The sequence below is a fragment of the Limimaricola litoreus genome (genome assembly GCF_024159025.1).
Lineage (GTDB): Bacteria > Pseudomonadota > Alphaproteobacteria > Rhodobacterales > Rhodobacteraceae > Limimaricola > Limimaricola litoreus.
Map to the genome: position 1 here is coordinate 16,944 of NZ_JAMYXC010000012.1, position 14,065 is coordinate 31,008.

The 14,065-nt window shown below is 67.0% G+C and carries 13 protein-coding genes and 1 tRNA gene; 11 read left to right on the plus strand and 3 right to left on the minus strand.

The features are described 5' to 3' along the window. Positions 1-73: 73 nt before the first annotated feature. On the minus strand, positions 74-589 hold the full coding sequence (locus NHG85_RS00550; protein ID WP_253328780.1) for an SH3 domain-containing protein: 516 nt from the start codon (positions 587-589) through the stop codon (positions 74-76). An 18-nt stretch (positions 590-607) separates the two neighbouring features. After that, positions 608-730: a hypothetical protein gene (locus NHG85_RS19635; protein ID WP_256500034.1), complete on the minus strand. Its 123-nt coding sequence runs from the start codon at positions 728-730 to the stop codon at positions 608-610. Between NHG85_RS19635 and parC the strand changes: the two genes are divergently transcribed. Beyond that, positions 729-3,047 (plus strand): DNA topoisomerase IV subunit A, encoded by a 2,319-nt coding sequence (parC, locus tag NHG85_RS00555; RefSeq protein ID WP_253328782.1) that lies wholly within the window; start codon positions 729-731, stop codon positions 3,045-3,047. The genes NHG85_RS19635 and parC overlap by 2 nt on opposite strands. Positions 3,048-3,197: 150 nt before the next feature. Beyond that, complete coding sequence (gene tuf, locus NHG85_RS00560; protein ID WP_253328784.1) at positions 3,198-4,373, plus strand: elongation factor Tu; 1,176 nt, start codon at positions 3,198-3,200, stop codon at positions 4,371-4,373. A 102-nt stretch (positions 4,374-4,475) separates the two neighbouring features. Here the strand turns inward: tuf and NHG85_RS00565 are convergent, their stop codons facing one another. After that, complete coding sequence (locus tag NHG85_RS00565; RefSeq protein ID WP_253328787.1) at positions 4,476-5,165, minus strand: lysophospholipid acyltransferase family protein; 690 nt, start codon at positions 5,163-5,165, stop codon at positions 4,476-4,478. A gap of 131 nt (positions 5,166-5,296) precedes the next feature. Here NHG85_RS00565 and NHG85_RS00570 point away from each other — a divergent pair. From NHG85_RS00570 to rpoB, 9 genes are all read left to right on the plus strand, one after another. Further along, positions 5,297-5,372: transfer RNA gene (locus NHG85_RS00570), tRNA-Trp, on the plus strand. Between the two features lie 79 nt (positions 5,373-5,451). After that, entirely contained in the window at positions 5,452-5,652 is a 201-nt protein-coding gene (gene secE, locus NHG85_RS00575; protein WP_162620516.1) for a preprotein translocase subunit SecE, read from the plus strand. A gap of 188 nt (positions 5,653-5,840) precedes the next feature. Continuing rightward, positions 5,841-6,374 (plus strand): transcription termination/antitermination protein NusG, encoded by a 534-nt coding sequence (gene nusG, locus NHG85_RS00580; RefSeq protein ID WP_099277796.1) that lies wholly within the window; start codon positions 5,841-5,843, stop codon positions 6,372-6,374. A gap of 70 nt (positions 6,375-6,444) precedes the next feature. Beyond that, a complete protein-coding gene (locus NHG85_RS00585; RefSeq protein ID WP_253328789.1) occupies positions 6,445-7,716 on the plus strand; it encodes a glycosyltransferase family 4 protein in 1,272 nt (423 codons plus the stop codon). A 193-nt stretch (positions 7,717-7,909) separates the two neighbouring features. Further along, the gene (rplK, locus tag NHG85_RS00590; protein ID WP_253328791.1) at positions 7,910-8,362 is read left to right on the plus strand and encodes a 50S ribosomal protein L11; all 453 of its coding nucleotides are present in this window, start codon (positions 7,910-7,912) and stop codon (positions 8,360-8,362) included. A gap of 3 nt (positions 8,363-8,365) precedes the next feature. Next, on the plus strand, positions 8,366-9,067 hold the full coding sequence (gene rplA, locus NHG85_RS00595; RefSeq protein WP_253328793.1) for a 50S ribosomal protein L1: 702 nt from the start codon (positions 8,366-8,368) through the stop codon (positions 9,065-9,067). A 254-nt stretch (positions 9,068-9,321) separates the two neighbouring features. Continuing rightward, positions 9,322-9,834 carry a 50S ribosomal protein L10 gene (gene rplJ, locus NHG85_RS00600; RefSeq protein ID WP_099277792.1) on the plus strand — a complete coding sequence of 171 codons (513 nt, stop codon included), beginning with the start codon at positions 9,322-9,324 and terminating at the stop codon, positions 9,832-9,834. Between the two features lie 69 nt (positions 9,835-9,903). Beyond that, positions 9,904-10,278 carry a 50S ribosomal protein L7/L12 gene (rplL, locus tag NHG85_RS00605; protein WP_253328795.1) on the plus strand — a complete coding sequence of 125 codons (375 nt, stop codon included), beginning with the start codon at positions 9,904-9,906 and terminating at the stop codon, positions 10,276-10,278. 245 nt (positions 10,279-10,523) lie between these two features. After that, positions 10,524-14,065 (plus strand): DNA-directed RNA polymerase subunit beta (gene rpoB / locus NHG85_RS00610; RefSeq protein WP_253328797.1); only part of this gene is annotated, 3,542 nt, incomplete at its 3' end.

Consider the following 14,065-nt stretch of genomic DNA (forward strand, 5'->3'; position numbering starts at 1 on the left):
CGGGGCGCATCCGTGCAACGAAAAAGGCGCCCCTCGGAGGGGGCGCCTTTGCCGGCAGATCAGCGAAAAGGGGTCAGCTTTCGACGGGCGCCAGTAGGCGCTCGGACATCCAGCCCGTCACGCCGGTGGAGGTGATCTCGATCTTGGCCCAGCCTCCGGCGCTTTCGATCAGCTTGGCCTTTGTGCCGCGCGGCAGCGTGTCGAGCACGGCATGGCCGGTGCCGGGGCCTTGGCGCATGTTGACCCAATCGCCGCTGATCTGGCGCAGTTCGAGCGATGCCGCGGCATCGGCCACAGCCACAGCTACGGCCGAGGTCGCGGTCTCTTGCGTGACGGCGGGTTCCGGCGCGCGGGGCATGAAGGAGGCCGAGATCAACTCGACATTCTCGGGAAATTCGCGCATCGCGGTGACGGGAATGCCCGACTCGCTGCGCTCGATGTCATGACGCGCGACCGTCTCGGCGGAAGGGGTGCTCGCCTGCACCGCGCCGATCATCGTCTGCGGTTGGAATTCGGCGCCGCCGGACATTTCGTAATAGCCCACACCCAGCAGCAGGAAGGTGGCACCGATACCAAAAACGTGTTTCATGACAACCTCTTGCTCTGCTCATTGTCCTGCCGGGGCGGTCACTGTCGCGTGACGCTCGCCGTTGTGCAGGATCTTGCTGATCCGTTGTTCACCCAACCGCGACTTTACGCCGATGGTTCCCGTCGATAGGAAGCTTTTCATGCCAGACCCCCTTGACGACGCCCTCCCGGCCCTGCCGGAGCAGGACCTGACCGAGCCGCTGCGCCGTGCGATCGGCGAGCGCTACCTGAGCTATGCGCTCTCCACGATCATGAACCGGGCGCTGCCGGATGCGCGCGACGGGCTCAAGCCCGTGCACCGCCGCATCCTCTATGCCATGCGCGAGCTGAAGCTCTCCTCCACGGGCGGCTTCCGCAAATCGGCCAAGATTTCGGGCGACGTGATGGGCAACTATCACCCGCATGGCGACGCCGCGATCTACGACGCCATGGCCCGCCTCGCGCAGGATTTCGCGGTGCGCTACCCGCTGGTGGACGGGCAGGGCAACTTCGGCAACATCGACGGCGACAACCCGGCCGCCGCGCGCTACACCGAGGCCCGGCTGACGGCCGCCGCCGAGGCGCTGATGCAGGGGCTGGCCGAGAACGCGGTCGATTTCCGCGCCAATTACGACGGCACGCTCGAAGAGCCGGTCGTGATGCCCGCGGCCTTCCCGAACCTGCTGGCCAACGGCTCCTCGGGCATCGCCGTCGGCATGGCGACCAACATCCCGCCGCATAACCTGCACGAGCTGATCGACGCCTGTCTCTACATGATTAGGACACCCGGCGTCTCCGACGAAAAGCTCGTCGATCTCGTGCCGGGGCCGGATTTCCCCACCGGGGGCGTGTTGGTCGAGCCGCGCGAGAACATCCTCGCCGCCTACCGCACCGGGCGCGGCTCGTTCCGGCTGCGCGCGCGCTGGGCGGTCGAGGAGCTGGGTCGCGGCCAGTGGCAGGTGGTGGTCACCGAGATCCCCTACCAGGTGCAGAAGTCCAAGCTGATCGAGCGGCTGGCCGAGCTGATCCAGACCCGCAAGATCCCGCTTCTGGCCGATGTGCGCGACGAGAGCGCCGAGGACGTGCGCATCGTGCTCGAGCCGCGCGCCAAAACGGTCGAGCCGGAGATGATGATGGGAATGCTGTTCAAGAACAGCGATCTCGAGATCCGCTTCGGGCTCAACATGAACGTGCTGATCGACGGGCTGACGCCCAAGGTCTGCTCGCTGCGCGAGGTGCTGCGTGCCTTTCTCGACCACCGCCGCGAGGTGCTGCAGCGCCGCTCGCAGCACAGGCTGGAGAAGATCGACCACCGGCTCGAGGTGCTCGAAGGCTTCATCACCGCCTTTCTCAATCTCGACCGCGTGATCGACATCATCCGCTACGACGATCAGCCGAAACAGGCGCTGATGGCCGAGGATTGGGACCGCGACCATGTCCGCGCCGTCTCCGAGCGCGACTACCGCTCGCCGCTCGCCGAAACCCTCGGCGGGGGCGGGCTGACCGAGGTGCAGGCCGAGGCGATCCTCAACATGCGGCTCAGGAGCCTGCGCCGGCTCGAGGAACTGGAGCTTCTGAAAGAGCAGGACGCGCTGATGCAGGAACGCGCCGGGCTGGAGGATCTGCTCGGCTCCGAGGATCTGCAGTGGAAATCGATCTCCGAGCAGCTGCGCGAGACGCGCAAGCTGATGGGGCATTCCTCTCCCGGCGGCCAGCGCCGCACCGGCTTTGCCGAGGGCACCGAGATCCCCGACGTGCCGATCGAGGCAATGATCGAGCGCGAGCCGATCACCATCGTCTGCTCCGAGATGGGCTGGATCCGGGCGATGAAGGGCCACATCGCGCTCGACAGCGAGCTGAAGTTCAAGGATGGCGACAAGGGCCGCTTCATCCTGCACGCCGAGACGACCGACCGGCTTCTGGTCTTCGGCTCGAACGGGCGATTCTACACCGTCTCCGCCACCAGCCTGCCCGGCGGGCGCGGCATGGGTGAGCCGCTGCGCCTGATGGTCGATCTGCCCAACGAGGCGCAGATCGTGGCGCTGCATCTGCACCGCCCCGAGCGGCGGCTCCTGGTCGCCTCCTCGGCGGGCGACGGCTTCATCGTCAACGAGGACGAGGTGCTGGCCCAGACCCGGGCCGGCAAGCAGGCGCTTAATGTCAAGGGCGACGTGGTGGCCAAGATCTGCAAGCCGGTGACCGGCGACGCGGTGGCCGTGGTGGGCGACAACCGCAAGGTGCTCGTCTTCCCGCTCGACGAGCTGCCCGAGATGACCCGCGGCAAGGGCGTGCGGCTGCAGAAATACAAGGACGGCGGGCTGTCGGACGCCACGACCTTCGTGATGGAGGCGGGGCTGTCGTGGAAGGACCCGGCGGGCCGGACCCGGACGCAGACCGATCTCGCCGACTGGACCGCCAAGCGCGCCACCGCCGGGCGCATGGCGCCGCGCGGCTTTCCGCGCGACAACCGCTTCAACTGATCCGCGGATCGGGGACGGGCAGGGGAGGCGCGCGGCCGAAAGGGTCGCGCGCCTCTTGCCGCTTGATTTCCCCGCCGATTGCAAATACATCGCCCGCGATGTCGAACCGGGCCATACGAAGGCCCCCGAACACGCGAGGCGCCAGCGCAGATGGCAAAGGCTAAATTCGAACGCACCAAACCGCACGTGAACATCGGGACCATCGGTCACGTGGACCACGGCAAGACCACCCTGACGGCGGCGATCACGAAGTACTTCGGTGATTTCCAGGCCTACGACCAGATCGACGGCGCGCCCGAAGAGAAGGCCCGCGGCATCACGATCTCGACCGCGCATGTGGAGTACGAGACCGAGACGCGCCACTACGCGCACGTCGACTGCCCCGGCCACGCCGACTACGTCAAGAACATGATTACCGGTGCCGCCCAGATGGACGGCGCGATCCTCGTGGTGAACGCGGCCGACGGCCCGATGCCGCAGACGCGCGAGCACATCCTGCTCGGCCGTCAGGTGGGCATCCCCTACATGGTCGTCTACATGAACAAGGTCGACCAGGTGGATGACGAGGAGCTGCTGGAGCTCGTCGAGATGGAAATCCGCGAGCTGCTGTCGTCCTACGACTACCCGGGCGACGACATCCCGATCGTCAAGGGCTCGGCGCTGGCCGCCATGGAAGAGCGCGACGAGGAGATCGGCAAGAACTCCATCGTCGAGCTGCTGAAGGCCGTCGACGAGTACATCCCCACCCCGGCCCGCGCCGTGGACCTGCCGTTCCTGATGCCGATCGAGGACGTGTTCTCGATCTCCGGCCGTGGCACGGTCGTGACCGGTCGCGTCGAGCGTGGCGTGATCAACGTCGGCGACGAGATCGAGATCGTCGGCATCCGCGACACCAAGAAGTCGACCTGCACCGGCGTCGAGATGTTCCGCAAGCTGCTCGACCGCGGTGAAGCGGGCGACAACGTCGGCATCCTGCTGCGCGGCATCGACCGTGAAGGCGTCGAGCGCGGCCAAGTGCTGTGCAAGCCCAAGTCGGTCCTGCCGCACACCAAGTTCGAGGCCGAGGCCTACATCCTCACCAAGGAAGAGGGTGGCCGTCACACGCCGTTCTTCGCGAACTACCGTCCGCAGTTCTACTTCCGCACCACCGACGTCACCGGCACCGTTGTCCTCCCCGAGGGCACCGAGATGGTGATGCCGGGCGACAACCTGAAGTTCAACGTCGAGCTGATCGCCCCGATCGCGATGGAAGACGGCCTGCGCTTCGCCATCCGCGAAGGCGGCCGCACCGTCGGCGCCGGCGTGGTGTCGAAAATCGTCGAGTGATGCGACCCGGGCGGCATCGCGCCGCCCGGACCGACCGTCACGCAAAGGCCGCCCCTCGGGGCGGCCTTTTTCGTGCTTGGGGATGGGGCAGGGACGGGGAGGTCAGGGCCCCGGCGGCAGGCCAAGCATCGCGTCGGCTTCGGCGGTGACGGCGTCGAGCCCCACCTTCATCGAGGCTCGCGCCGCCTCGCGCGCCGCCGGCCCCGCCTTGCGCGGCAGGCTGCTCTCCCATGGGCGGAACACCACCGCGCCGCGCCCGCCCGGACGCGGCAGCAAGAGCCGGTCCCAGCTTTGCGCGCGCGCCTGCCGCTCGGTCGAGTAGGCGTAGAAGAACACGGGCCGCCCGGTGATCCGTGCCCAGTCGAGCGGCGGGTCGTTGACCCCGGCCGCGGGGCCGAGCGGGCCGTCGGCGGTGATGCCGATGCTGGCGCCCGCGCGCAGCCGCTCCATCACCATCCGCGACATGGCGAGGTTCGACAGCCGCCCCGACATCGCCACCGGCGTCAGCCCGCAGCGGCGGTGCGTATCGCCGGCGATTCGCGCGATCGGGGAGGTATCGTGCAGGGTCGACAGGTCGCCCGCATCGGCGGGCCAGTGGAACGGCCCCAGCATCAGCCGCGAATGGCGCAGCACCAGAAGGATCGGCCCCTCGGCCAGCGCCGCGCGCAGCGCCTCCTCGCCGCGCGTTTCCCATCGTGTGCGCCGCTGCACGCGAGCCAGCCAACCATGGGCGAGGCCTCCCATGCCACGGGTCACGGCGCGGCTCTTGGCCAGTCTCTTGCCGAGCGACATGGGTCATCCTCCGGAGCTTGCGCCGTGCATCTTGCAAGCGCCCGCCGCGAGGGCAAGGGCAGGGGGTGCGAGAATGCCTCTCGGGGCCTCTTGATCCCGCCGCGGATTGGGATTAGTCGGGGGGCGGTCCTAGGGGTATAGCTCAGTTGGTAGAGCATCGGTCTCCAAAACCGAGGGTCGTGGGTTCGAGTCCCCCTGCCCCTGCCAGGACCACCGCGGCGCGCCCGCTTGCAGATCGCGCGGCGTCCGCGTATGTCCCGCATCGATCCCTCGAAAGGTGAAGATGATGGCCAGAACCAACCCCCTCCAGTTCGCGCAGCAGACCCGCGCCGAGATCGCCAAGGTGGTCTGGCCCACGCGTCGCGAAGTGGTTCTGACCACGGTGATGATCTTCATCCTCGCCGCCGTCGCCGCGCTGTTCTTCAGCCTCGTGGATCTGGGGATCCGCTCGGGCCTGCAGGCGGTGCTCGAGGGCTTCGCGGGCTGATCCGCGCGCCCCGGGCTTGGGATGCGCGGGGCTTGAACTGTGCCGCGCCGGGCGCTACTGACCGGCGGACTTGGCCGAACGGCGCGCGGGTGCGCGCCGCTTTGCCGTTTGAGCGGCCCCGATCGGGGCCGGGGAATTTCAACGAGGCTCCGGCGTTTCGCCGGCTGCGACGGAAGGTGTCGGGCAACATGGCGAAACGCTGGTATTCGGTTTCCGTGCTCTCGAACTTCGAGAAGAAGATCGCCGAGCAGATCAGGACCAAGGTGGCAGAGCAGGGGCTCGAGGATGTCATCGACGAGGTGCTGGTTCCCACCGAGGAAGTGATCGAGGTCCGCCGCGGCAAGAAGGTCTCGACCGAGCGCCGCTTCATGCCCGGCTACGTGCTGGTGCACATGGAGATGTCCGACAAGGGCTATCACCTCGTCACCTCGATCAACCGCGTCACCGGCTTCCTCGGCCCGCAGGGCCGCCCCATGCCGATGCGCGACGCCGAGGTCGAGGCGATCCTGGGCCGGGTGCAGGAGGGCGAGGAAAGCCCGCGCACCCTGATCCGCTTCGAGATCGGCGAGAAGGTGAAGGTCAAGGACGGCCCCTTCGAGGATTTCGACGGCATGGTCGAAGAGGTCGACGAGGACAACCAGCGCCTCAAGGTCACCGTTTCCATCTTTGGCCGCGCGACCCCGGTGGAGCTCGAATTCACCCAGGTGGCGAAACAGGGCTGAGCCCTGGCTTGACCGCCCGCGCGCGGGCGGTCACGGTTCCGTGGCCTGATCGCCGCCCGGAGACCGCCCAATGAAGATCGTCCTCGTCTCCTCCAATGCCGGCACCGACATGGGTGGCGAGGCGATCAAGGCGCACCAGTATTTCGATTACCTGCTGCGGCACGGCTTCGACGTGGTGCTCTTGACCCACGCGCGCGGCCGCGCGGGGCTGCTGCGCGATTTTCCCGCCGATCGCCTCGTCTTCGTCGAGGACGGGCCGCTGCAAAGGGCGCTGTGGCGCAGCCGCGTCGGCGCGCCTCTGGTCTCGACCTGCTTTCATCTGCTCGCCGCGCGCGAGATCCGGGTGCGGTTCGACCCCGAGACCACCTTGCTGCACTATCTGTGCCCCGTCTCCCCGGTCGAGCCGCGGTTTCCGCCGCGCGGATTCGAGGTGCTGATGGGGCCCTTCACCGGCAACATCCACTACCCCCCCGCCTTCGCCGCGCGCGAGGCGCCGCGCCGCAGGCTCGGCGCCTGGCTGCACCGCCCGGCGCAGCGGCTTCTGTCGCGCATCGCCCCCGACAAGCGGCGCGCCCGCCACGTGCTGGTGTCGGGCTACGAGCGGACCCGCGCTTCGCTCGTCTGGGCCGGGGTCCCGCCCGAGCGGATGAGCGACGTGGTCGATTCGGGCGTCTCGGAGGCGATCGCGGCGCGGCCGCGGGCGCGCCATGTCGGGCGCTGCGACAACTTCGCCTGCTCGGGCCGGCAGGTCGATCACAAAGGGACGGATCTGGCGATTCGCGCCGTGGCCGAAAGCCGGGAGGGCGCGCGGCTGACCGTCTATGGCGACGGGCCGGCGCGGCCCGCGCTCGAGGCGCTGGCGCGCGATCTGGGCGTGGCCGACCGCGTGCGTTTCGCCGGGTGGCGGCCGCATGAGGAGGTGCTGGGCGGAATCGCCGCGGCGCGGGGCTATGTCTTCCCCTCGCTGGCCGAGGCCAACGGTATCGTGATGCAAGAGGCGATGATGCTCGGCGTGCCGGTGCTGGCGCTGCGCTGGGGCGGGCCGGAACGGCTCGCCGAGGAGGGGGCGGCGATCTATGTCGCGCCCGACAGCAGGGGCGCCGTGGTCGAGGGGCTGGCCGCGGGCATGGACCGGCTGATCCGCGAGCCGCTTCTGGCCGAGACGATCTCGCGCCGGGCCCGCGCCATCGCCGAGGCGCGATTCGGCTGGGAGGCGGTCGCGGCCTCCTGGGCCGCGCATTACCCCGAGACCGCCCGGCCCGGGGCGGCGCTAGGGCAGGAAACGGCCTGTCCCGCGCCGCCACCCCCGGTAGAGCCGAAAGCGGCCCCGCAGCGGGCTTGACGTCACCGCGCCGTGGGTCTATGCGACGACCTTCCATTGCGCCGGCCCGCGGGCCGGACCCTTGGTGGCGACCGGATCGAAGCCGATTCGCGCCGCATGCGGGAGGCAGGAAGGGCGCGCCCTTCGCGCCGCACCGCACCAACCGATGACCGTGGGAACGCGTTCCGGCGGTGTTGCGATAAGGAGAGGCCCGATGGCCAAGAAAGTGATGGGGCAGCTGAAGCTCCAGGTGAAGGCAGGCGAAGCCAACCCGTCCCCGCCGGTCGGTCCGGCGCTGGGTCAGCGCGGCATCAACATCATGGAGTTCTGCAAGGCCTTCAACGCGAAGACCGCGGACATGGAAAAGGGTTCGCCCTGCCCGACCGTGATCACCTACTACCAGGACAAGTCCTTCACGATGGAGATCAAGTCGCCACCGGCGTCGTTCTTCCTCAAGAAGGCCGCTGGCCTGAAGCCGGTCGGCAAGCGCAACCGCCCCAAGGGCGCGACCACGCCCGGCAAGGAGACCGCCGGCACCGTGACGCTCGCCCAGGTGCGCGAGATCGCCGAAGCGAAGATGAAGGACCTCAACGCCACGAGCGTCGAGGGTGCGATGCAGACCGTCCTTGGCTCCGCCAAGTCGATGGGTATCGAGGTGAAAGGCTGAATCATGGCAAAACTCGGTAAACGCACCCGCGCCGCCCGCGAGGCCTTTTCGGGCAAGGACAACGTCCAGCTCTCCGAAGCCGTCTCGCTGATCAAGTCGAACGCCACCGCCAAGTTCGACGAGACCATCGAGATCGCGATGAACCTCGGCGTCGATCCGCGCCACGCCGACCAGATGGTCCGCGGTTCGGTCACCCTGCCCAACGGCACCGGCAAGACCGTGCGTGTCGCCGTCTTCGCCCGTGGCGACAAGGCGGAAGAGGCCAAGAAGGCCGGGGCTGACATCGTCGGCGCCGAAGACCTGATGGAGACCGTGCAGTCTGGCAAGATCGAGTTCGACCGTTGCATCGCGACGCCGGACATGATGCCGATCGTCGGCCGCCTGGGCAAGATTCTCGGCCCGCGCAACCTGATGCCGAACCCCAAGATCGGCACCGTCACCATGGACGTGACCGAAGCCGTGAACGCGGCCAAGGGCGGCCAGGTGCAGTTCCGCGTCGAGAAGGCCGGCGTGATCCATGCCGGCATCGGCAAGGCCTCCTTCGACGAAGCCAAGCTCGAAGAGAACATCCGCGCCTTCGTGGATGCCGTGACCAAGGCCAAGCCCGCGGGCGCCAAGGGCACCTACCTCAAGAAGGTGGCGCTGTCCTCGACCATGGGCCCGGGCGTCACCGTCGACCTGGCCTCGGCCACCGGCACGGCCTAAGAGATTTCCCCCGGCCTTCGGGTCGGGGCGAATGGCGGGGCGTTCGCGCCCCGTCCTGTCCGAGACGGAGGGCAGGGGGAAACCCCGCTAAGGCCTTCCCGAGATGGGAAACGAGAGTTGGATTTCCGTTCGGAAGCATCGCGCTTTCCTTCGGGCGATCACGGCCTCGGGACCCTGAAGCGGACCCGAACGGCCCCCGGACGATCAGGGGGTCAGACAGAGCCGGGGGGAAACCCCCAAACTTGGAGTAAACCGTGGATAGAGCCCAGAAAGAGAAAGTGGTCGAGGAACTCGGCCAGATCTTTGAAAGCTCTGGCGTCGTGGTGGTTGCCCACTACGAAGGCATGACGGTTGCCAATATGCAGGACCTGCGCGCGAAGATGCGCGAAGCTGGCGGGTCCGTGCGCGTTGCCAAGAACAAGCTCGCCAAGATCGCCCTTGAGGGAAAGCCCTGCGCAAGCATCGCCGACTACCTCACGGGCATGACCGTGCTCTCCTATTCCGAAGACCCCGTGGCAGCTGCCAAGGTGGTCGACGCCTATGCGAAGACCAATGACAAGCTGGTCATCCTCGGCGGCGCGATGGGAGACTCGGCTCTGGATCCGGCCGGTGTGAAGGCCGTGGCCCAGATGCCGTCGCGTGAGGAGCTCATTGCTTCGATCGTCGGCTGCATCGGTGCCCCGGCATCGAACATCGCCGGTGCCATTGGCGCGCCCGCAAGCAACATCGCAAGCATTCTCTCGACTGTCGAAGAGAAGGCTGGCTGAGGCATCCTGAATATCTCGGGGGTTGAAAACCCCCGCGTTGGAACACAATTGAACGAACGGAAAAGTAAAATGGCTGATCTGAAGAAACTCGCCGAAGAGATCGTTGGTCTGACCCTCCTCGAGGCGCAGGAACTGAAAACCATCCTCAAGGACGAGTATGGCATCGAGCCCGCCGCTGGCGGCGCCGTGATGATGGCTGGCCCGGCAGGCGATGCCGGCGCTGCCGAAGAAGAGAAGACCGAGTTCGACGTCGTCCTGAAGGACGCCGGCGCTCAGAAGATCAACGTGATCAAGGAAGTCCGCGGCATCACCGGCCTCGGCCTGAAGGAAGCCAAGGACCTCGTCGAGTCCGGCGGCAAGGTCAAGGAAGGCGCCGCGAAAGCGGAAGCCGAAGAGATCAAGGCGAAGCTGGAAGCAGCCGGCGCCAAGGTCGAGCTGGCCTGATAAGGCAGGCGCGCGGCCTGCGCGCCACGCCTCTTGCATTGGCTGGATCCGCGGATTTCGCGGGTCCAGCCGAACCCGTCTTGGAAGGGGGCCGCGCGCGGCCCCCGTCTCGGGCAGGTTCCACGGTCGGGAGGTCTTCGGTGGGACGAAGATCGCGAATGGACCGGAACTCCCCTCTCGCAAGGATGCCGTGGCCTTCCCCGCCGGCCCGGTGATCCGCAGAGACCTGAAAGGTGACGACACCCATGGCTCAATCCTTCCTCGGCCAGAAGCGTTTGCGCAAATATTACGGCAAGATCCGCGAAGTGCTGGAGATGCCGAACCTCATCGAGGTGCAGAAATCCTCCTACGACCTGTTCCTGAAATCGGGCGACCAGCCCGAGCCGACCGACGGCGAGGGCATCAAGGGCGTCTTCCAGTCGGTCTTCCCGGTCAAGGACTTCAACGAGACGGCGACGCTCGAATTCGTGAAATACGAGCTTGAGCGCCCGAAGTACGACGTCGAGGAATGCCAGGCGCGCGACATGACCTACAGCGCGCCCCTGAAGGTGACGCTGCGGCTGATCGTGTTCGATGTCGACGAGGACACCGGCGCCAAGTCCGTCAAGGACATCAAGGAGCAGGACGTCTTCATGGGCGACATGCCCCTGATGACCCAGAACGGCACCTTCATCGTCAACGGCACCGAGCGGGTCATCGTCTCCCAGATGCACCGCTCCCCGGGCGTGTTCTTCGACCATGACAAGGGCAAGACCCATTCCTCGGGCAAGCTGCTGTTCGCCTGCCGGATCATCCCCTACCGCGGCTCCTGGCTCGATTTCGAATTCGACGCCAAGGATCTCGTCTTCGCGCGCATCGACCGTCGCCGCAAGCTGCCTGTGACCACGCTGCTCTATGCGCTGGGTCTCGATCAGGAAGGCATCATGGATGCCTATTATAACACGGTCGACTACAGCTTCGACAAGAAGGCCCAGGCCTGGGTCACGAAGTTCTTCCCCGAGCGCGTGCGCGGCACTCGCCCGGCGCATGATCTCGTGGACGCCGCCACCGGCGAGGTGATCGCCAAGGCCGGTGACAAGGTCACGCCGCGCGCCGTCAAGAAATTGATCGACGAAGGCCGCGTCACCGACCTTCTCGTCCCCTACGGCAGCATCCTCGGCAAGTTCGTCGCCCGCGACATCATTGACGAGGACACCGGCGCGATCTACGTTGAGGCCGGCGACGAGCTGACGCTCGAGACCGACAAGAACGGCGACGTCACCGGCGGCTCCCTCAAGGAGCTGATGGACGCGGGCTTCACCGAGATCCCGGTGCTCGACATCGACAACGTCAACGTCGGCCCCTACATCCGCAACACCGTCGCCGCCGACAACAAGGCCTGGAACCGTGAGACCGCTCTCATGGAAATCTACAAGGTCATGCGTCCGGGCGAGCCGCCGACCGTCGATGCCGCCTCGGCGCTGTTCGACACGCTGTTCTTCGACGCCGAGCGCTACGATCTCTCGGCCGTGGGCCGGGTGAAGATGAACATGCGCCTGAACCTCGACGCCGAGGACACGCAGCGCACGCTGCGCCGCGAGGACATCATCGCCTGCATCAAGGCACTGGTGGAGCTGCGCGACGGCAAGGGCGAGATTGACGACATCGACCACTTGGGCAACCGCCGGGTGCGTTCGGTCGGCGAGCTGATGGAAAACCAGTACCGCGTCGGCCTGCTGCGCATGGAGCGCGCGATCAAGGAGCGGATGTCTTCGGTCGAGATCGACACGGTCATGCCGCAGGACCTGATCAACGCCAAGCCCGCGGCTGCCGCGGTGCGCGAGTTCTTCGGCTCGTCGCAGCTGTCGCAGTTCATGGACCAGACCAACCCGCTGTCGGAAGTCACCCACAAGCGCCGTCTCTCGGCGCTCGGGCCGGGCGGTCTGACGCGCGAGCGTGCGGGTTTCGAAGTGCGCGACGTGCACCCGACCCACTATGGCCGCATGTGCCCGATCGAAACGCCGGAAGGCCCGAACATCGGCCTGATCAACTCGCTCGCCACCTTCGCGCGGGTGAACAAGTACGGCTTCATCGAGACCCCCTACCGCAAGGTGGTGGAGGGGCAGGTGACCGACGAGGTGAACTACCTTTCGGCCACCGAGGAAATGCGCCACACCGTGGCGCAGGCCAACGCCTCGCTCGACGAGAACGGCAAGTTCACCAATGATCTGGTGAACACCCGCCAGTCGGGCGACTACATGCTCGCCCCCTCGGAAAGCGTCGATCTGATCGACGTGTCGCCGAAGCAGCTCGTCTCGGTCGCGGCCTCGCTGATCCCGTTCCTCGAGAACGACGACGCCAACCGCGCTCTGATGGGCTCGAACATGCAGCGTCAGGCCGTGCCGCTGTTGCAGGCCGAGGCGCCGCTCGTCGGCACGGGCATCGAGGAAGTGGTCGCGCGCGACTCGGGTGCGGCCATCATGGCGCGCCGCGGCGGCATCATCGACCAGGTGGACGCCACCCGGATCGTGATCCGCGCCACCGAGGATCTCGAGCTCGGCGACGCCGGGGTCGACATCTACCGGATGCGCAAGTTCCAGCGCTCGAACCAGAACACCTGCATCAACCAGCGTCCGCTGGTGAAGGTGGGTGACCGGGTGCAGAAGGGCGAGGTCGTCGCCGACGGCCCCTCCACCGACATCGGCGAACTGGCGCTCGGCAAGAACGTGGTCGTCGCCTTCATGCCGTGGAACGGCTACAACTACGAGGACTCGATCCTCATCTCCGAGCGCATCGTGCGCGACGACGTCTTCACCTCGATCCACATCGAGGAATTCGAAGTCGCCGCCCGCGACACCAAGCTCGGGCCGGAAGAGATCACCCGCGACATCCCCAACGTCGGCGAAGAGGCCCTGCGCAACCTCGACGAGGCGGGCATCGTCTACATCGGTGCCGAAGTGGGGCCGGGCGACATCCTCGTGGGCAAGATCACCCCGAAAGGTGAATCTCCGATGACCCCGGAGGAAAAACTCCTCCGCGCCATCTTCGGCGAAAAGGCCTCGGACGTGCGCGACACCTCGCTGCGTCTGCCCCCGGGCGATTTCGGCACCATCGTCGAGGTCCGGGTGTTCAACCGCCACGGCGTCGAGAAGGACGAGCGCGCGCTGCAGATCGAGCGCGAGGAAGTCGATCGTCTGGCGCGCGACCGCGACGACGAGCTGGCGATCCTCGATCGCAACATCTACGCGCGTCTCAAGGACCTGATCTCGGGCAAGACCGCCGTGAAGGGCCCGCGCGGGGTCAAGGCCGGCGCGATCATCGACGATGAGCTTCTGGGCACGCTGAGCCGTGGCCAGTGGTGGCAGCTCGCCCTCGAAGACGAGGACGACGCCAAGATCGTCGAGGCGCTCAACGAGCAGTACGAGATCCAGAAGCGCACGCTCGATGCGCGCTTCGAGGACAAGGTCGAGAAGGTGCGTCGCGGCGACGACCTGCCGCCAGGCGTGATGAAGATGGTCAAGGTCTTCGTCGCGGTGAAGCGCAAGCTTCAGCCGGGCGACAAGATGGCCGGCCGTCACGGCAACAAGGGCGTCATCTCCCGCGTCGTGCCGATGGAGGACATGCCGTTCCTCGCCGACGGCACGCCGGTCGACTTCTGCCTCAACCCGCTGGGCGTGCCCTCGCGCATGAACGTCGGTCAGATCCTCGAGACCCACATGGGCTGGGCCGCGCGCGGCCTCGGCATCCAGGTCGACGAGGCGTTGCAGGAGTATCGTCGTTCGGGCGATCTCACTCCGGTGCGCGAGGC

Coding starts and splice junctions, on each gene's coding strand:
- NHG85_RS00550 (WP_253328780.1), bottom strand. CDS start 589: ATGAAACACGTTTTTGGTATCGGTGCCACCTTCCTGCTGCTGGGTGTG.
- parC (WP_253328782.1), top strand. CDS start 729: ATGCCAGACCCCCTTGACGACGCCCTCCCGGCCCTGCCGGAGCAGGAC.
- NHG85_RS19635 (WP_256500034.1), bottom strand. CDS start 730: ATGAAAAGCTTCCTATCGACGGGAACCATCGGCGTAAAGTCGCGGTTG.
- tuf (WP_253328784.1), top strand. CDS start 3,198: ATGGCAAAGGCTAAATTCGAACGCACCAAACCGCACGTGAACATCGGG.
- NHG85_RS00565 (WP_253328787.1), bottom strand. CDS start 5,165: ATGTCGCTCGGCAAGAGACTGGCCAAGAGCCGCGCCGTGACCCGTGGC.
- secE (WP_162620516.1), top strand. CDS start 5,452: ATGGCCAGAACCAACCCCCTCCAGTTCGCGCAGCAGACCCGCGCCGAG.
- nusG (WP_099277796.1), top strand. CDS start 5,841: ATGGCGAAACGCTGGTATTCGGTTTCCGTGCTCTCGAACTTCGAGAAG.
- NHG85_RS00585 (WP_253328789.1), top strand. CDS start 6,445: ATGAAGATCGTCCTCGTCTCCTCCAATGCCGGCACCGACATGGGTGGC.
- rplK (WP_253328791.1), top strand. CDS start 7,910: ATGGCCAAGAAAGTGATGGGGCAGCTGAAGCTCCAGGTGAAGGCAGGC.
- rplA (WP_253328793.1), top strand. CDS start 8,366: ATGGCAAAACTCGGTAAACGCACCCGCGCCGCCCGCGAGGCCTTTTCG.
- rplL (WP_253328795.1), top strand. CDS start 9,904: ATGGCTGATCTGAAGAAACTCGCCGAAGAGATCGTTGGTCTGACCCTC.